Genomic DNA, 18,721 nt, shown 5'->3' on the forward strand with positions numbered 1-18,721 from the left:
CTTTTCATCCTATGACGGAGTGATCCTCAAAATCCACGAATTGGGCGACGGCCGCCCCGTGATCCTGCTCCACGGCCTGTTTTCCAACGCCAACACCAACTGGATCAAATTTGGCCATGCACAGGCACTGGCGGACGCCGGTTTCCGGGTGATCATGCCCGATCTGCGCGCCCATGGAGACAGCGCGGCACCCCAAGACCCGGCCGCCTATCCCGATGATGTGCTGGTCACGGACGTGCAGGCGCTGATCGCGCATCTCCAATTGTCGGACTATGATCTGGGCGGATTTTCGCTGGGAGCCCGGACCACGGCGCGGCTGTTGGTGACCGGGGCGAAGCCTGCCAAGGCAATACTCGCGGGCATGGGGCTGGAAGGGCTTGCCGGATGGGAACGCCGCCAGGAATTTTTTCAGGAAGCGATCCGGCTCCAGGATAGCGCCAAACGCGGCGATCCGCACTGGCTGGCTATCCAGTTCATGAAGAGCCAGAAGGTGGACCCGGTTGCCGCATCCTATCTGCTCAGGACGTTCTCGGATTTGGAACCGGACCAGTTGACCGCCGTAAATACGCCGACATTGGTGCTCTGTGGATCCGAAGACCGCGACAATGGCGATCCGGTGAAACTTGCGGAAGCACTGCCCGAGGGTCGCCATGTCGCCATCCCGGGAACCCATATGAGCAGCGTGACAAAACCGGAACTGGGCCAGGAAATGGTACGTTTTCTGGTCGGATAGGAGGAACCATGTCAAATCTTTACAGCTGGCGAAATTTCTGGATATTCTGGGGCGGCGGGATGGCGCTTTTCCTCTATCTGGTCGCATCAAGCGGGCCACTTGAAACGGCGGTTGCCCCCAATGGCATCCTCGACCACCAAAGCGCCGCGACAGCGGCAATAGTGAACGCCATTCAGCAAAGCTGGGATGACGCAGGTGTCTTGGAACTCGCCCGCTGGGCCATGATTACCGACTTGGTTTTTATCACCCTTTATATGTCCGGCGGTATCATCGGGGGGCGGCTGATCTGGCAGCAGGCAAAATCTCCGACCCTGAAGAAAGTCGGCCTGCTGTGCGTGCTGGCCTATTTTCTCTTCGGTCTTACCGATTATGTCGAAACCGTCAGTCAGCTGGTGCAACTGGTCCGCGAACAGGGAAGCGACTTGCTGGCGGGAACCGCAGCGCTGGTGCGACCGATAAAGATTCTGACCTGGATCGTCGGCACGATAGCGATGATCGCTGCGCTTATCTGGCGATGGAGTGAAACACGGACTTGACCGGCCGCTAAGAAAGTTTCAATTCCAACCAAAATCATAACAGTTGAGGATGATAATATGAAAACCGCTGCTTCGATCGTTGCAATCGCGACCATGGCATTAGCCAACCCGGCGTGGGCCAAGCATCATGAACAGGATGCTATGGAAGAAACGGCTCCGCCAACCGCTGCGGATGCCAAGCAATTTGTTGATGAAACCGAGCAGCAACTGTTCGACTTCTCGATCGACGCCGCGCGGATCTACTGGATCAATTCGAACTTCATCACCGATGATACGGACGCCTTGGCTGCCAAGGTCGGCGCTGAAGGAACCACCATGTCGGTGGAGGCCGCAATTGACGCCGCCAAGTTTAATGATGTCTCAGGGCTTGATGCCGTCACCAGACGGAAACTGGACAAATTGCGCGGTGGCATTGTGCTCCCTGCGCCCACCACAGAAGGTGCCTCGACCGAACTGAATCAGATCGCGACCAAGCTGAACTCGGCCTATGGCAAGGGAAAAGGCACGCTCAACGGCGAAGAAATAAACGGTTCCGACATCGAAGCGGCAATGGGCACCAATCGCAACCCCGACGAACTCTCTGAAATGTGGGCAAGCTGGCACAGCAATGTCGGCGCTCCGATGAAAGATGATTATGCCCGCATGGTCGAGATCGCCAACCAGGGCGCAGTGGAACTCGGCTTTGCCGACGTCGGTGCGATGTGGCGGTCCGGCTACGATATGCCGGCGGATGATTTTGCCAAGCTGACCGACAAATTATGGGCGCAGGTCAAGCCGCTCTACGACCAGCTCCACTGCTATACCCGCGACAAGCTCAACGAGAAATATGGCGATGAAGTGCAAGCGGAAACGGGACCGATCCGGGCCGATTTGCTTGGCAATATGTGGGCCCAGGAATGGGGCAACATCTATGACATCGTGGCACCGGAAGGGGCCGGCGACATTGGTTTTGATACCACCGAGCTGTTGAAAGCAAAAGATTATGATGCGATGAAGATGGTCAAGGCAGGCGAGGGGTTTTTCTCCTCGCTCGGCTTTGAGCCGCTACCGGAAACATTCTATCAACGATCCCTGTTCACCAAGCCAGCCGATCGCGAAGTGGTTTGCCACGCCAGCGCGTGGGATATCGACAACAAGGATGATATCCGGATCAAGATGTGCATCAAGGTGAACGGTGACGATTTCACCACCATCCACCACGAGCTTGGCCACAATTATTACCAGCGCGCCTATAACAAGCAGAGCTATCTACATCTTGACGGCGCCAATGACGGTTTTCACGAAGCCATCGGCGATGCGGTAGCCCTGTCGATCACCCCGGAATATCTGGTGCAGGTCGGTTTGCTGGACAAGAGCAAGGTTCCGAATGCAGACAAGGATATCGGTCTGTTGCTGCGTCAGGCGATGGACAAGGTTGCGTTCCTTCCATTCGGCCTACTGGTCGACAAATGGCGCTGGGGTGTGTTCCAGGGCACGATTACGCCGGAGAATTATACACCGGCATGGCACGATCTGAAACTGCAATATCAGGGCATCGCGCCGCCGGTCGAGCGGCCCGATGATGCTTTTGATCCAGGTGCAAAATATCACATTCCGGGCAATACGCCATACTCACGCTATTTCCTCGCCCGGATCTTGCAGTTCCAGTTCTACAAGGCCGCCTGCGACGCCGCCGGATGGAAAGGGCCGCTGCACCGTTGTTCCTTCTATGGCAACAAACAGGTCGGCGCCAAGCTGAACGCGATGCTGGAAATGGGCGCGTCCAAACCCTGGCCCGACGCGCTGCAAGCCTTTACCGGAAAGCGGGAAATGGATGGCAAGGCGATGATCAGCTATTTCGCGCCACTGATGGACTGGTTGAAGAAAGAGAACCAGGGCAAATCCTGCGGTTGGTAGCCATTAAAAAGGCCGGCGGAAAACTTGGTTTTCGCCGGCCCATTCTGCTTAGTAAAATCCAGTTAAAGCTGGTCGAGCATATATTCCGCAGCGCTCACCTTGAAATCGCCTGGCGCTTCGACATTCAATTCTTCGACGACACCGTCATTGACGATCATCGAGAAACGTTGACCCCGTGTGCCCATGCCAAATCCTGATCCGTCCATTTCGAGACCAACCGCCTTGGCGAAATCACCATTGCCGTCGGCGAGCATGGTAACATCATCAGAACCCGATGCCTTGTTCCAGGCGCCCATAACAAAAGCGTCATTGACAGCGGTACAGGCAATTTCGTCAACGCCTTTGGCCTTCAGATCAGCGGCCTTGTCGACATAACCGGGCAGATGTTTTGCGGAGCAGGTCGGTGTAAAGGCACCGGGAACCGAAAACAGGGCCACTTTCCTGCCGGCAAAATATTCGCTGGAACTCACTTGCTGTGGGCCTTCAGCGGTCGCTTTGACAAGATTCACTTCGGGAATTTTATCGCCTTTATTGATCATCAGTTGCTCCTTTGTTTTGATTAGGCTCTGAACATTGCCTTGATAAATGAACGTGGTAGCAGAAGCTCGAAATTGCAAGCAAGCCAACCAAACAAATCGCCTGTGAAATTTGCCATGGGCAGTTCACAATTGCATTGCTATGCTCCCTTCAATGCATGAACCCGTCGTTTTCTCCGGACAATTTCTTCTCGCCACGCCGGGGATGGCGGACCCCCGGTTTGCGAGATCGGTGGTGGCCATCTGTTCCCATGATGAAAGCGGGACATTGGGGATCAACATCGGCGAAACGGTTGAGGGGATCAGTTTTCACGATATTCTCCGTCAATTTGACATTGATCCGGCTGAAGCGCCTGACCGTCAAGTGTTTCTCGGAGGCCCGATGGAAACGCAGCGTGGTTTCATCCTTCACAGTCTCGATATCAACATGTTGGACACGCTCCAGGTAGGGGATCGCTGGGGTCTCAGCAGTTCGATCGATATGCTCGGGGCTATTGCCAAGGGGCGTGGCCCCAAGGAATGGACCATCGCGCTGGGCTATTCCGGATGGGGAGAAGGACAGCTGGAAGGCGAATTGACCCAGAATGGCTGGTCGATTGTCGAAGGCTCTCCGGATTGGCTGTACGAAACCCGGTCCGGAGACAAATGGCTGATGGCCTGGCAGGCATTGGGGATCGATCCGGCAAAGCTGTCGACGGGATTCGGAAGCGCCTGACGCGTTGAACAGCATTTCGCTCTGGCAGCGCTCTCTATGCTGAATATCACTTAACCAGCGCCCTTTAAGATTCGAAAAGTACCATAGCCCATGTTCTCAGTCCTCACAGCTTAGGGGATCAGGGATATGAGGAAATTGGGAAAATTGGTTGCTGTCGCATCGCTTGGCAGCATGACTCTTGCAGGAACCGCACAAGCGACATGCTGGTCGCCGATAGAGGTAGAAGCAGCAACATTGCGGGAACTGCAATCGAGGCTGATGGTTGCATCGCTGCGATGCGCGAAATCAAATCATGACGTGTTGCCCCATTATAATGCTTTTGTGAGAAACAAACGCCACTTGCTGATCAGCGGTAACGACACATTGAAAGCATATTTCGGTAAACATCATGGCCGCAAGGGAGGGGTCCGCGCTTACGATAGTTTTGCGGTTTCTCTGGCCAATCGCTATGGCGCGGGATCGGGTGATCTGTCGGAATGCGAGTCTATGAACGAACTGGCCTTCTCGGCAGCATCAAGCGAGCCAAGTCGTGCTGCGCTTGTTCGTATCGCACGGGAAAATGGGCTTGAACCGACACTGCCTGGCGGGCGATGTGGAATTGTCATCGCGTCCAGGGCTGGCGGATAAAAATATTGTAATATAAAGACATCTTTATATTTGCTTTTCAAGCCATGTATCGTTAATGAAAACGAATGTTGCCGCACCGGATTACCTGTGCGGCATTTCGTTTTTCAAGGAGACAATACGTGGCAACCGCAGCGGATACCGCAACCCAAGATTATATTATCAAGGACATTTCCCTTGCCGATTTCGGCCGGAAAGAGATTGAAATCGCTGAAACCGAGATGCCGGGCCTGATGGCCTTGCGTGAAGAATTCGGTGGAGACAAGCCTTTGAAAGGTGCACGAATTACCGGTTCGCTGCACATGACCATTCAAACGGCAGTGTTGATCGAAACTTTGCTCGATCTCGGCGCGGAAGTGCGCTGGGCATCATGCAATATTTTCTCGACCCAGGATCATGCCGCAGCGGCTATCGCAGCTGGCGGAACCCCGGTTTTTGCAATCAAGGGCGAAACTCTTGAAGAATATTGGTCTTATGTTGAACGTATTTTTGACTGGGGCATCGACGAAACCTGCAACCTGATTCTTGATGATGGCGGCGATGCCACCATGTTCGCGCTTTGGGGTGCCCGGGTCGAGGCCGGTGAAGAACTGTTCAAGCCGGATAACGAAGAAGAAGAAGTCTTCGTGGCAACCCTGACCCGCTTTCTGGCAGAACGCCCTGGTTATTTGACCAAGACTGTTCAGACCATCAAGGGCGTTTCGGAAGAAACCACCACCGGTGTTCATCGTCTCTATGAACTCGCCAAAATCGGCAAGCTTCCTTTCCCGGCGATCAACGTCAACGACAGTGTGACCAAGTCGAAGTTTGACAATCTCTATGGCTGCAAGGAGTCCCTGGTTGACGCGATCCGTCGTGCAACCGACGTCATGTTGGCCGGTAAAGTCGCCGCTGTCGCAGGCTTCGGCGATGTCGGCAAAGGTTCGGCACAATCGCTCCGCAACGGCGGCGCGCGCGTTCTTGTGACCGAAATCGATCCCATTTGCGCGCTTCAGGCGGCAATGGAAGGCTTTGAAGTCGTGACGATGGACGAGGCCACCAAACGGGCTGATATCTTCGTGACCACAACCGGCAACAAGGATGTCATCACCGTTGATCATATGCGGGCGATGAAGGACCGTGCGATTGTTTGTAACATCGGTCACTTCGACAGCGAGATCCAGATTGGTGCGCTGAAGAACATGCAATGGACCGAAATCAAGCCGCAAGTTGATGAAGTCAAATTCCCGGATGGCAAGAAACTGATCATTCTTGCGCAAGGCCGCTTGGTCAATCTTGGCTGTGCAACTGGCCACCCCAGCTTCGTCATGTCTGCAAGCTTCACCAACCAAGTGCTGGCTCAGATCGAACTGTGGTTGCGTCCGGAGCAATATGAAAATGATGTCTATGTTCTGCCGAAACATCTCGACGAGAAAGTCGCCGAACTGCATCTCGCGAAGCTTGGCGTGAAACTGGACAAGCTTAGTCAGGACCAGGCTGATTATATCGGCGTTCCGGTCGAAGGCCCGTTCAAACCGGATCATTATCGCTACTAGGCGGATAGATATTGAGAAACAAAAAGCCGGGCAGTGTGAATATCACTGCCCGGCTTTTTGCTGTCTAGAATTTGGGTCTTGGCGTTCAGCGGGACGTGAACTGGGTTTTGCGTCCGTCCGGATTGCCGGGAAATTGCGGCCAGTGATTTTGCGACAGCGCCCGAGCACTGACAGACTGAATGCCGGCCTGTTTTTCGTACATCCAGTAGTTGCGCAGGATGATCGAGACATAGCCGCGCGTCTCGACATAGGGAATGCTTTCCATGAACAACAGCGGGTCATCATTGTCCTGTATTTCACTGTTCCAGCGCTGTACCGCGCCGGGCCCGGCATTATAAGCAGCCGCTATTTTCGGCAACTTCCCGCCGGTGATCGACGATCTTCCCAGATATTCGAGATAGGACTGTCCATATTCCAGATTGGTCGAGGGCCGGTAGAGATCCGATTCGTTGAAATTCAGGCCATTGGCTTTGGCAATATCGCCGGCCGTTCCAGGACGCACCTGCATCAGACCGATGGCGTTGGCCGGACTGACAACCTGACTGCGGAACGCGGATTCCTGTAATGTGTGCGCATAGATGAGGGCCGGATCTACCCGCCATCCGCCGTCGGGTTTCCATTTTGGAGCAGGGAAGCGAGACTGAACGTCAGGCTTCATTCCGCGCGGTGCGTTATGAGCCAGCCAGAGCTGAGTCCGTGGCAAGTTCAGTTCGCGGGCCAGTTTTATCAGCGCCGGATGATCATTATCCTCGCCGATCGTTGCCTGGTGCCGCAGCGTTTCATCAGCGAGCCGTTCTTCGCCAATCTCTACCAGTGCGATAGCAGCCCGGACATTTTCGTGACGTTCCAAAGCACGCCAGTCCGATTTCTCGAAATTCTCCATGGCTTCCGATTTGACTGGCTCCATGCCCAGAGTCTGGGCGGCGAGCATGCCATAAAAGCTGTCCTCAATCCGCGCCGCGGCCTGCAGCTTGCCCTGAACCTTTTCCGGTTGCCCGCATTTCAGATCAGAACGGGCGCTCCAGTAGAAACCGGACGCCTTCAGATCGATATTGTCGGCAGATCGTCCGACTTTCTCGAATGCGGCGCTCGCCGACCGGCAATCGTTCATACGCCAAGCTGCCAATCCGGCAACCCAGTCGGCATGACCAACCCATTCGCCTGCGCCATTTTGTGCCTGCCGAGCCAGCCGCAAGGCGGAAGCATCGTCATTCTCAATATAGTAGGACCATGCTACCCGTTGTTCCAGTTCCGTGCGTCCTTCGGCCGACATCTGGAGCGCATTGGCGCTCAGCAAAGCCTCTGCGCCGTGGGGATTGTCATTCTTGATAAAATCAATGATCTGTCCACGGACACCGTTGGTGGTGCTGTCGTTATTAACATCTTTTGGTTTCGAACGAATAGGGGAGCCGGGGACCCAGGACAGATTGCGTCGCTGTGGCAGGCTTGGCAAAAGCTGAGCACCCCGTTTTTCCGCTAAACGGCCCAATTGGGCGGCCTGCGGTATCTGTGGCGCCTCGTTGACCAATATCAGCAATGGCCCGAGTTCGGCCCGGGGAGAGTTTGCCGCCAGAAAAAATTCTGCCTGGGCGATTGATTTGAGCGGACCGGTTGGCGCCGTGTCCATCAGGTTTTTTGCACTGTCCCACTGATTGGCGTTCATCGCCGAAAAAAGGGCGCGATAATGGTCGGATTGCTGCCGCTTCAATTGCGAAGGTATATCCTTGGCGATGGATGCGCTGTTGTAAAGTACCGCGCCGTCATCGGCTAGCGCAGGTGTTGCTGCGATGGAAAAAAGCGAGACAGTCAGTGCAAGTTTCAATTTCACGAGGCAGAAATCCTTGTCAGCATTTGCAAATCCTTCCAAGCTTCGGCCTTGAACAATGGCCGCTCGATCAGGATCCGCGGGTGAAACGTAACGATCGCCTCTGTTTTGGATGATCCATGGTTAATAAATTGCTTATTTTTACGGGCCGACATCAGATCTTCACCGAAAATTATCTTCGCAGCGAGATCGCCAAAGCAGATCACACGCTTCGGACGCACCAGCTGGATATGATGAAAAAGGCGAGTTTTCAGGGCCGCCCAGTGCCGTTCGTCAACTCTGCCATCCACCGGCAGTGACAAGGCAATGGTGGCTGAATAGGATTGTTGCGAATCACACCCGATCGCGGCCAGCATCTTGTCGAGCAGTCGCTGATTGTCCGAACTGAACAATTGAACATCGCCATTGCGGCTTTTTTCGGGGAGCGCGGAAACGGTCATGATTTCCGGCTCCAATACTCCCCGGGGCGCCACTCTGTGCTTCGACCAGCTCGCCTCGATGGGTTCCGTGCTGTTGGCCAACCAATCTACAAAATCCGCATATTCTGCCGGCAACGGTTCGTTCTGGACCGGAACAGAAAGCTCTTCCGGCACGGGTTTCGTAACGGAAGCTGGCGGCGTGGTTATCGTTGGCTGAGGCGCAACCTCGGTTGCCAGAAGCGCGGAAGGTTGATCGACATAATCCAGGTCGACGCCAGCGAGCGACCACCAGTTTTGCAAGCTGTGGATCATCGACTCGGTGGATGGATTTGTCGTTGGTGGGTTGATTAAATTCATTTATGCATAGAGTCATGAGTTGACGAACAGGTCAATTGGCGGGAAAGCAGGTTTCTGCCCAGAGGGTTGCGGTTTGCGACAGACCGAATGTAGACAAGCATAAAAGCATGAACTGTAGGAAAAGCGACATGAGTGAACGAGAGTCAATGCCTTATGATCTGGTGATAGTCGGGGGTGGTCCCGCGGGTCTCAGTGCAGCCATCAGGTTCAAACAGCTGGCTGACGAGGCAGGCAAGGACCTCTCGGTTTGTATCCTCGAAAAGGGCTCCGAAATCGGCGCGCATATTCTTTCTGGCGCGGTCGTTGATCCGAAGGCACTCGATGAATTGATTCCGGCATGGCGGGACGAGGGTTGTCCGCTGGCGAAGACGCCGGTCACCGAGAATCATCACTGGATTCTGACCAGGAAAAAGAAATTCTCGATACCGCATATCATGACCCCTTCGTTCATGCACAACAAGGGCACTTATACCGGCTCGCTTGGCAATCTGTGCCGCTGGCTCGGCGAGCGGGCCGAGAATATGGGCATCGAGATTTTCCCCGGTTTTGCCGCTGCTGAAATATTGTACAATGAAGACGGTTCGGTAAAAGGCGTCGCAACCGGTGATATGGGCGTGGCCCGCGATGGCAGCCACAAGCCGGATTACCAGCCAGGCCTCGAACTGCATGCCAAATATACATTTTTTGCCGAGGGCGCCCATGGTCATCTGACCAAGATATTGAAGAACCAGTTTGCGCTGACCGCAGATAGCCAGCCTCAGATCTATGGCCTTGGCATCAAGGAATTGTGGGATATCGATCCGGCCAAGCACAAGGCGGGTCGGGTGATTCACTCGCAGGGCTGGCCGCTCAGCGAAGGCGCGAATGGCGGCGGTTTCCTCTATCATCAGGCCGACAATCAGGTCGCGCTCGGCTTTGTCACCTGGCTCAACTATGAAAATCCCTATCTCTCGCCGTTTGAAGAAATGCAGCGCTGGAAACAGCATCCTGAAATTCGCAAGATATTGGAAGGGGGCAAACGTGTTTCCTACGGCGCGCGTGCGATCAATGACGGCGGCTTTCAGGCCGTTCCCAAGCTATATTTCCCGGGTGGCGCGCTGATCGGCTGCTCTGCTGGCTTCGTGAACGTCCCACGGATCAAGGGCACGCATACCGCGATGAAAACCGGCATGATGGCCGCAGAGGCTGCTTATGAAGCGATTGTTGCCGAGCGGACCAGTGACGAGCTCAGCGCTTATGGAACGGCTTACGAAAATAGCTGGGTTCGTGAAGAATTGCGCGTGGTTCGCAATGTTCTGCCTGCGGTCGAAAAATATGGCGATTTCCTGGGCACAATATTGTCGGGCATGAATATGTGGGCGGAGCATCTCAAAATCAAAATGCCGTTCACGATGAAATTACACCCCGACTGGTCGCGGCTGAAACGTGCCGAACATTGTGTGAAGATCGAATATCCCAAACCGGATGGCGTGATCAGTTTTGATCGTCTGTCTTCGGTTTTCCTGTCCAACACCAATCACGAAGAAGATCAGCCGGTCCATTTGCAACTGAAAGATCCGTCGATTCCGGTCGATGTGAATCTTCCGGTGTTCGCGGGACCCTCGGCACGATATTGTCCCGCGGGCGTTTATGAATTTATCGAAGACGAGGCTGGTAAACCGAAGTTCCAGATCAACGCTCAAAATTGCGTTCACTGCAAAACCTGTGATATCAAGGACCCGTCCCAGAATATCAATTGGGTTGTTCCGGAAGGCGGCGGAGGTCCAAATTATCCGAATATGTAATCTTGCCCTTTGTGCGCTGACGGCCACCGGGCTCGCCGTTTCGCCGGCGGTCGCCAGCCGCGGTGAAGGTGCGTCGGCGCTGAACCGCTTTGTCGAAGCGCGGCTCGCGGAATCATCAAAAGAATTGCAGGCAGCGGCTGCAATCTATCGAGAGAGCCTGAAGGAACAGCCGGATAACGCGCTGCTTGCCGGTAAAGCCTATGTCAGTGCCATCGAGGCGGGTGATTTCGATCTGGCGGCGAAGGCGGTTCGCACCCTGCAGTTGCGCAATAAAGCGGATCCGGAAATGCCGCTGCTGCTTTATGCCGAAGCGTTCGCGCAACGCGACTGGAACGGAGCCGATCTCGCGATCGTCGAGTTGGAAGCGCTCAAGAATTTTGCTTTCATGCAACCTTTTCTGGAGGCGTGGATCGCAACCGCAAAAGGCCGGGGTGCTGCCGCCATTCTTTCGCCGAAACAGGACGATACAACCGCTAAATATTATCTTGAAGAGCAGCTGATTTTGAACAGGTTGGCCAATCGGCAGGAACGCGAAGCCGTCGGTTTGCTGGCCGGGCTTGTTCAGCGCAACGAAGCCCGTATGGCGCCGATAAGGATGATTGCCGCGCGGCACTTTTGGGCGATTAACGACGCGGTGACGGCGAAAGAGATTCTGAAATCACGGTCATCGGGACCTGAACAGAATCTGTTGGAGCAAATCGAAGCCGGACAAAAAAAGGGCGCCGCGCAAAAGGTGACTGCATCGATTGGCCTTGCGTTTCTTTTCCAGAGACTGTCGAACGATCTGGCCGCGCAGCGAGCGCAGTTTCCGTCGCAGGTCATGGCACAGGCCGGCGGACGGATTGCGGGCCAATCGGACTATGCATATCTGACCCTTGGACGAGCCTATGCAGCTGCAGAAAGTCACAATTTGGCAGTTGATGAATTTGCCAGGATCGGCCAGGACAGCCCTTATTATCTGGTAGCGCTCAGTTCGGAGGTCGCCAGTCTGGTGACTGATCACAAATATGATCAGGCGATTGCTCGGCTCGACGTCGCGTTAAAGTCCAGTCCGGACGCTCCCGAACTATATATATTGAAAGGCCAGTCGCTGCAGGCGAGGGGCGATAATGTTGCTGCCGCCATTGCTTTTGAATCTGCAATCGAATTGGGAGAGAAGCTCCAGCGACCGGACATGCTCATGGCCAGTTACTGGCTTGCACTGGGTGGCGCGCGGGAACAGGCCGGAATTTGGCCAGCGGGTTTGCAGGCCCTGCAAAAAGCCAATGAATTGCTGCCCAATTCGCCGACCATTCTAAATTACCTCGGTTACGCTCAGCTCGAACGCCGGGAAAACAAGGAAGCCGCGGTCGCTGCCATCAAGCAAGCGCATGATCTTCGTTCGACATCGCCGGCGATCACCGATTCTCTGGGTTGGGCCTATTTTATAACCGGCGAGCATGACCGTGCAGTGACCTTTCTCGAGAGCGCCCTTGAAGGCGAACCAAAGGACCCCACAATCAATGAACATCTCGGCGATGCCTATTGGACCGTAGGCCGTCTCTACGAAGCGCGCTATGCTTGGAAATCTGCAAAATTATTCGCCGAGGGAGACGACCTCCAGCGTCTTGCCAGCAAGATTGATCTGGGCTTGCAACCTGGGCTCCTGTCGCCCTGATGTCCGGTTCCATTTCGGGCATGACGGATAGCGAAACGGCCTATGCAAAGATAAATCTGGCTCTCCACGTCCGCAAGCGACTGCCTGATGGCTATCATCAGATCGAAACAATCTTCGCTTTTCTCGATCACGGTGATCTGATTTCAGTGGCACCAGGCGAGGGTGTGAGGCTGGAAATAGACGGACGCTTTGCCGGAGGTTTGAGCAGCACTGATAATCTGGTTGTACAGGCTGCCAGAAGGCTTGCGGACCTATCGGGAGTTTCGCAGGGCGCCCGTCTCCATCTCGACAAGCGGCTACCGGTTGCATCGGGAATCGGCGGAGGCTCGGCCGATGCCGCGGCGGCCTTGCGCTTGCTCAACCGGTTCTGGGGACTTGACCTCAGCCTCGCTGCGCTTGCCGATATTGCAAAACCGCTGGGCGCGGATGTTCCTGCCTGCATCCACAGCGAGACATGCCGTGGTACGGGTATCGGTCAGGATTTGGCAATGATTTCGGGAGATGATTTGCAGGGCTATGCCGCGCTGTTGATCAATCCGTTGGTAGCGGTGTCGACGGCTGAAATATTTGCGGCATGGGATGGTGTTGATCGCGGCGGGCTTGGAGAAGGGCGAGTGATGGAAGTGGCAAGAAACGGGCGCAATGACCTCCAGAAACCCGCGATCGCGCTGGTGCCGATATTAACGGACATGTTGCAATTGCTGGACGCGTACCAACCCGTCATGGCGAAGATGTCCGGGTCCGGCGCTACCTGTTTTGCTCTGTTTGACACGCTGGACGCAGCGGTGGAGGCCGAGCACCACTGTCGGAAGACGATCAGCGAAATCTGGACGATGACGGGAGAAATTCGATGACTGAAGCTTTTGAAATTTCCGGCGTTCCTTCCGAAGGCGGGGTGTTGATCGTAGTGGACCATGCGTCCAACCATGTTCCGGAAGATATCGATCTCGGGATTTCGCCGCAATTTGCCGATGATCATATTGCGTTCGACCCCGGTACCGCGCCGATCGCCCGGTTGATGTCGGGGAATGCCGGTTATCTCGCAATTCTCAGTACGGTTTCCCGGCTGGTTGTTGATCTCAACCGCTATCCGGATGAACCCTCGGTTATACAGCAACGCAGTGACGGCGTCGAAATTCCGGGAAATCATCTGTCGGCCGAAGAGAGGAAAGCCAGGATAGAGCGCTATTTCACCCCCTATCACGACAGGGTGCGCGTGCTGGTTTCGGATCTGAAACCCTCGCTGGTGCTTTCGCTCCACAGCTTCTCGCCGACGCTCCGTTCCGACCTGCAACTGCAACGTCCGTGGGATGTCGGCATCATGTATAATGAATATGAGACGGCATCCCGCTTCGCGATCCAGTATCTCGAAGAGGATGGGGTGCTCAAGGTCGGTGATCAAGCTCCCTATTCGGGAAAAATGCTGAACGCGACGATGAACCGCAATTGCGAAGCTTTGGGCCAGCCTTATTTCGGGGTCGAAATTCGGCAGGACCTGATAATGGAGGAATCGGGGCAGCGCCGTTTTGCCGATATTTTGTTGCGTACTTGCGATAAAATACGAACGGCTCTTGCTTAACCGCCGGAGTTTTGGAAGGACGATCTGGAACTTGCGATATTGGAACCCCGAATGAGCGATAGATTTGACAAGTCCCGATTGCCGAGCAGACATGTGAGCGTCGGACCCGAACGTGCGCCTCAGCGCAGCTATTATTATGCGATGGGGATGACCGAGGAGGATATCGCCAAACCTTTCGTCGGCATCGCCTCGGCAGGCAATGACAGCGCCCCGTGTAACACATTGCTTGACGCTCAGGCCGATATCGCGCGCGAAGGCGTGATCGAAGCGGGTGGCACGCCAAGACGTTTCAACACGATTACGGTCACCGACGGCATCGCCATGGGCCATCAGGGGATGAAAGCCTCGCTGGTTTCCCGCGAAGTGATCGCCGACAGTGTCGAACTGAGTGTCCGGGGTCACTGCTATGACGCGGTCATCGGCTACGCCGGCTGCGACAAGAGCCTGCCCGGGATGATGATGGCGATGCTGCGGCTCAATGTGCCGTCGATCTTTGTCTATGGCGGATCGATACTTCCCGGACGGTTCCATGACCAGGACGTAACGGTTGTCGACGTATTCGAAGCGGTGGGACAGCATAGCGCCGGCAATTGCCCGCTACAGGAGCTTATCGAACTGGAAAAAGTCGCTTGTCCCGGCCATGGCGCCTGCGGCGGTCAATTTACCGCCAACACCATGGCCTGTGTAGCGGAGGCGGTTGGCCTGTCTTTGCCCAACAGTAATATGGCACCGGCGCCCTATGAAACCCGCGACGATATGGCCAGAGCCGCGGGCCGTCAGATCATGAACCTGATCGAGCGCAATTTACGACCGCGCGATATCTGCACCAGAGATGCATTCATCAACGCAGCACGAGTGGTTGCTGCCACAGGCGGGTCGACCAACGCTGCCCTGCATCTGCCAGCGATGGCCAGCGAGGCGGGCATTGATTTTGATCTGTTCGACGTTGCCGAAATCTTCAAGACCACGCCTTATCTCGCCGATCTCAAGCCGGGCGGAAAATATGTCGCCAGGGACATGCATGATGCCGGCGGTGTCTACATGCTGATGAAGACGATGATGGATAACGGCCTGATCAACGGAGACTGTATCACGGTGACCGGCAAGACATTGGGCGAGAATATCGACGAAGTCGTCTGGAACCCGGACCAGAAGGTGATCTATGACGTCCAGCACGCGATCACCGCAACCGGCGGTGTTGTCGGTCTTAGGGGCTCGCTGGCGCCAGAAGGAGCGATTGTCAAAGTTGCCGGAATGGCGCGCCTGCAATTTCGCGGCCCGGCCCAGGTTTTCGAGTGCGAGGAAGACGCTTTTGCTGCGGTCAAACAACGACAGATCAAGGAAGGGTCGGTCGTCGTCATCCGCAATGAAGGGCCAAAGGGCGGTCCCGGCATGCGTGAAATGCTGGCCACCACCGCCGCGCTCTATGGACAGGGTATGGGTGAAAAAGTGGCGCTTATCACCGATGGCCGGTTTTCCGGTGCAACGCGCGGATTCTGTATCGGCCACGTCGGTCCGGAAGCTGCCGACGGCGGGCCTATCGGCCTGATCGAGGAAGGCGACATGATCAACATCGACGCCGAAGCCGGAACCATTGATCTGGAAGTGGACGAGGCTATCTTGGCCGGGCGCCGGAAAAAATTCGTGCAACGCGAAACCGATTATGGTTCTGGGGCTTTGTGGCGTTACGCACAAAATGTCGGACCTGCCTATAAGGGCGCGGTGACCCATCCGGGAGCGAAAGCGGAAAAACATGTCTACGCGGATATCTAGCATCGTCGCCTTGACCGTGTTGCTCACCGCCTGTGAGAACCGGCCGGATAATGCCGTGCTTGCGGAAGCAGAACAGCGGGCAACCGACCAGGCGAGTGATGACGGCAAAATCGAATGCGCGCTTGACGGGGACAGCGATTTCACTCGGGGCTGCTTTACCGAAAGGTTGAGCGCCGAGGGCGGTGTGAAGATGATCATCCGGCATCCCGACGGAGGGTTTCGCCGGTTCAATGTTCTCACCGACGGTCATGGGCTGGAAGCGGCCGACGGGTTCGACAAAGCGAAGATATCGATTGTCGAGGACGGCAAGATATTGGTCAGCATCGGTCCTGATAAATATTTGCTGCCGGCGCAGATCAAGTCTTCGGCGACCAGCGAAAACCCGGCACCAGCCGGAAACTAGAGGCATAATTGCTAAACCACGGAAACATCCTGACCGCTGCAGCAATGCAGTTGGCGGAACAGACGTTGATCGAACGCGGGGTTCCGGTTCAGGACCTCATGCGCCGGGCCGGGCAGGGCGCTGCGCAAATGATCTGGCGGATTGCGGCCGATATGCCTACCCTGGTGCTCTGCGGTCCGGGTAATAATGGCGGCGATGGCTATGTCATCGCGCAGTGGTTGCTCGACAAAGGCGTCGATGTTCTTGTCGCGGCACCAGCCGAACCCAAAACCGAAGCTGCCAAACATGCCAAATCACAGTGGCGCGGCAAAACGGTCGCCTTGACCGATGCACAGCCCGCCGCCCAGTTCGTCGATTGTTTGTTCGGCACCGGGCTCACCCGTGCGGTTGGTGACGAATGGTTTGACGATTTCGCGCGCCTGTTTGCCGGGGCAAAACGGCGAGTGGCGATCGATCTGCCAAGCGGTGTCGAGTCCGACAATGGAACATGTCTCAACGAGATAGCGAAATTTGACACAACCATTGCTCTGGGTGCCTTCAAACCGTCCCATTTTCTCGAACCGGCGCGGAGCAAAATGGGCAGTCTGGTCGGGATTGATATCGGTATCGTGGCAGAGAGCAAGCTTGGGCTATTGTCAAAGCCCCGGCTTTCCGCCCCGACCGCGCAAGATCACAAATATAGTCGTGGTCTTGTTGCTGTGATTGCCGGCGATATGGCGGGAGCCGCGCAGCTTACGGCGATGGCGGCCCAGAAATCGGGCGCAGGCTATATCAAAATCTTTGCATCCCCCGGCTTCGAAGCGCCGCTTCCCAGCATCGTGGTCGAGACGGTGCAGGATATCCAGGATCTCGAGCAAAAACTCGCCGACGACCGTATCTCTGCGGTTGTTGTCGGCCCCGGCCTTGGACGGGGTCAGAGAGCGGAAACGGTGCTGAACGCGACGCTCACCTTGAACACCCCGCTGGTGCTGGATGCGGATGCGCTGGTGGTTGCCGGTTCGCGTTTCTGCGAGCTGGTAGGAAAACGCTCGGCAGATACAGTCGCAACGCCACATGCGGGAGAATTTGCAGGTCTGATGCCGGACGCTTTGGCCGACAAGATTGAAGACAGCCGCAAACTGGCCGCCCAATCGGGATGCAATATATTGTTGAAAGGCTCCGACAGCGTGATTGCCAGTCCCGAAGGCGAGACATCGATAGCGGCCCAATCCTGTCCATGGCTATCTACAGCGGGGACGGGCGATATATTGGCCGGGATCATCGCAAGCCGCTTGGCAAGCGGCGTGAGTGGCTATAGGGCGGCGTGCGAGGGCCAATGGCTGCATAGCCGGGCCGCTCATTTGGCCGGTCCCGCTTTTACGCCGGAGTTACTCATCGACCAGCTCCCCGCTTCTATTCAGGAATGTTTATGACCGCGACTCCCGATCCCGATCTGATCATTCGTGTTGCCGCAAAGGGTGACGGCGTGACCTCCGACGGTCGGCATGTTGCCTTTTCCGCGCCTCTGGACCGGTTGAATGACGATGGCGGGCTGATCAAGGGTCCGCATCATGTCGAGCCTCCTTGCCAGCATTTCCAGTCCTGTGGTGGCTGCAGCCTGCAACAGCTGGATGCCGAGAGCTATAACCAGTTTCTCACCGACCGCGTGGCTTACGCGCTGGAAGGGCAGGGCTTGGAAGCAGAATTAATGCACCCGCCCCAGATCTCGCACCCGAAAACCCGGATCCGCGCCAGCTTGCGCGCTGCAAAACTGGGCGATCAGTTCAAGCTCGGATTCAGCGGTGCCGGTAGCCACCGGATCATCGATCTCAAACAATGCGAGATCATGGCTCCCGAGTTGTTCGATCTGCTCGCACCTTTGCGGAAATTCCTCAAAAACGCGTCTCGCCGCAAACATGATATGAATATCGAAATGACCCTGGTCGATCAGGGCATCGACCTGTTGATCAGCAATTACGAGCCCGAAGGCCTGGAGCAGCGCGAAGCCTTGTCAGATTTTGCCAAGGCCAACGGCTTGGCGCGCCTGTCGGTTGATGGCGGCTACGGTCCGGAAACCCAATGGGAACCGGAACCGGTGACCGTCACACTCAACGGAACCGCGGTGAATTTTCCCCATAGCGGTTTCCTGCAACCGACCCATGACGGGCAAAAAATGCTGATTGCCGCGATGCTGGAAGCCGTCGGTGACGCGAAGCTTGTTGCCGACCTGTTCGCCGGGTTGGGCACCTTCACCTTTGCGCTGAGTGAAAATCAGAAAGTCTATGCGGCCGAAGGCGCGCGCGACGCGATCGGCGCGCTGAAACTGGCGGCCAATCACTCCACACGGCAGATATTCTGCGAGCATCGCGA

At 55.8% G+C, this 18,721-nt stretch carries 17 protein-coding genes; 14 read left to right on the plus strand and 3 right to left on the minus strand.

Annotated elements, in window-relative coordinates:
• The 3 genes from WBM93_RS06940 to WBM93_RS06950 all read left to right on the plus strand — a co-directional run.
• Nucleotides 1–733, plus strand: a 733-nt coding sequence (locus WBM93_RS06940; protein WP_424430014.1) for an alpha/beta fold hydrolase, incomplete at its 5' end; no start/stop codon positions are given.
• Between the two features lie 8 nt (nucleotides 734–741).
• On the plus strand, nucleotides 742–1,269 hold the full coding sequence (locus tag WBM93_RS06945; protein WP_424430016.1) for a hypothetical protein: 528 nt from the start codon (nucleotides 742–744) through the stop codon (nucleotides 1,267–1,269).
• Between the two features lie 93 nt (nucleotides 1,270–1,362).
• Nucleotides 1,363–3,165: a M2 family metallopeptidase gene (locus WBM93_RS06950; RefSeq protein WP_424430054.1), complete on the plus strand. Its 1,803-nt coding sequence runs from the start codon at nucleotides 1,363–1,365 to the stop codon at nucleotides 3,163–3,165.
• Nucleotides 3,166–3,227: 62 nt separating this feature from the next.
• Here WBM93_RS06950 and WBM93_RS06955 read toward each other — a convergent pair whose 3' ends face one another.
• Complete coding sequence (locus WBM93_RS06955) at nucleotides 3,228–3,707, minus strand: peroxiredoxin (RefSeq protein WP_424430057.1); 480 nt, start codon at nucleotides 3,705–3,707, stop codon at nucleotides 3,228–3,230.
• Between the two features lie 148 nt (nucleotides 3,708–3,855).
• On the opposite strand from WBM93_RS06955, the gene WBM93_RS06960 reads away from it, so the two are divergent.
• The 3 genes from WBM93_RS06960 to ahcY all read left to right on the plus strand — a co-directional run bounded on the left by WBM93_RS06960 (nucleotide 3,856) and on the right by ahcY (nucleotide 6,575).
• Nucleotides 3,856–4,416, plus strand: a complete 561-nt coding sequence (locus tag WBM93_RS06960) for a YqgE/AlgH family protein (RefSeq protein ID WP_424430019.1) — start codon at nucleotides 3,856–3,858, stop codon at nucleotides 4,414–4,416.
• 126 nt (nucleotides 4,417–4,542) lie between these two features.
• The gene (locus WBM93_RS06965; RefSeq protein ID WP_424430022.1) at nucleotides 4,543–5,043 is read left to right on the plus strand and encodes a hypothetical protein; all 501 of its coding nucleotides are present in this window, start codon (nucleotides 4,543–4,545) and stop codon (nucleotides 5,041–5,043) included.
• 119 nt (nucleotides 5,044–5,162) lie between these two features.
• The gene (ahcY, locus tag WBM93_RS06970) at nucleotides 5,163–6,575 is read left to right on the plus strand and encodes an adenosylhomocysteinase (protein ID WP_424430025.1); all 1,413 of its coding nucleotides are present in this window, start codon (nucleotides 5,163–5,165) and stop codon (nucleotides 6,573–6,575) included.
• 85 nt (nucleotides 6,576–6,660) lie between these two features.
• Here ahcY and WBM93_RS06975 read toward each other — a convergent pair whose 3' ends face one another.
• Together WBM93_RS06975 and WBM93_RS06980 are read right to left on the minus strand one after the other, a co-directional pair.
• On the minus strand, nucleotides 6,661–8,403 hold the full coding sequence (locus tag WBM93_RS06975) for a transglycosylase SLT domain-containing protein (protein WP_424430027.1): 1,743 nt from the start codon (nucleotides 8,401–8,403) through the stop codon (nucleotides 6,661–6,663).
• A complete protein-coding gene (locus tag WBM93_RS06980) occupies nucleotides 8,400–9,176 on the minus strand; it encodes a uracil-DNA glycosylase family protein (RefSeq protein WP_424430030.1) in 777 nt (258 codons plus the stop codon). The genes WBM93_RS06975 and WBM93_RS06980 overlap by 4 nt, the downstream gene beginning before the upstream one ends.
• Before the next feature lie 128 nt (nucleotides 9,177–9,304).
• On the opposite strand from WBM93_RS06980, the gene WBM93_RS06985 reads away from it, so the two are divergent.
• From WBM93_RS06985 to WBM93_RS07020, 8 genes are all read left to right on the plus strand, one after another.
• On the plus strand, nucleotides 9,305–10,960 hold the full coding sequence (locus tag WBM93_RS06985; protein ID WP_424430033.1) for an electron transfer flavoprotein-ubiquinone oxidoreductase: 1,656 nt from the start codon (nucleotides 9,305–9,307) through the stop codon (nucleotides 10,958–10,960).
• Entirely contained in the window at nucleotides 10,917–12,617 is a 1,701-nt protein-coding gene (locus WBM93_RS06990; RefSeq protein ID WP_424430034.1) for a tetratricopeptide repeat protein, read from the plus strand. Before WBM93_RS06985 ends, WBM93_RS06990 begins: the two co-directional genes overlap by 44 nt.
• Nucleotides 12,617–13,471 (plus strand): 4-(cytidine 5'-diphospho)-2-C-methyl-D-erythritol kinase, encoded by an 855-nt coding sequence (locus WBM93_RS06995; RefSeq protein ID WP_424430037.1) that lies wholly within the window; start codon nucleotides 12,617–12,619, stop codon nucleotides 13,469–13,471. The genes WBM93_RS06990 and WBM93_RS06995 overlap by 1 nt, the downstream gene beginning before the upstream one ends.
• The gene (locus tag WBM93_RS07000) at nucleotides 13,468–14,196 is read left to right on the plus strand and encodes an N-formylglutamate amidohydrolase (protein WP_424430040.1); all 729 of its coding nucleotides are present in this window, start codon (nucleotides 13,468–13,470) and stop codon (nucleotides 14,194–14,196) included. The genes WBM93_RS06995 and WBM93_RS07000 overlap by 4 nt, the downstream gene beginning before the upstream one ends.
• Nucleotides 14,197–14,247: 51 nt before the next feature.
• Nucleotides 14,248–15,969: a dihydroxy-acid dehydratase gene (gene ilvD / locus WBM93_RS07005; protein WP_424430043.1), complete on the plus strand. Its 1,722-nt coding sequence runs from the start codon at nucleotides 14,248–14,250 to the stop codon at nucleotides 15,967–15,969.
• Nucleotides 15,950–16,372, plus strand: a complete 423-nt coding sequence (locus WBM93_RS07010; protein ID WP_424430046.1) for a hypothetical protein — start codon at nucleotides 15,950–15,952, stop codon at nucleotides 16,370–16,372. Before ilvD ends, WBM93_RS07010 begins: the two co-directional genes overlap by 20 nt.
• 8 nt (nucleotides 16,373–16,380) lie before the next feature.
• Nucleotides 16,381–17,784, plus strand: coding sequence for an NAD(P)H-hydrate dehydratase (locus WBM93_RS07015; protein WP_424430049.1), 1,404 nt, complete (start codon nucleotides 16,381–16,383; stop codon nucleotides 17,782–17,784).
• The coding region (locus tag WBM93_RS07020) for a class I SAM-dependent RNA methyltransferase (RefSeq protein WP_424430051.1) at nucleotides 17,781–18,721 on the plus strand (941 nt) is incomplete at its 3' end. The genes WBM93_RS07015 and WBM93_RS07020, both read left to right, overlap by 4 nt.

The sequence above is a fragment of the Parasphingorhabdus sp. genome (assembly GCF_049667325.1).
In the GTDB taxonomy this organism is placed as follows: domain Bacteria; phylum Pseudomonadota; class Alphaproteobacteria; order Sphingomonadales; family Sphingomonadaceae; genus Parasphingorhabdus.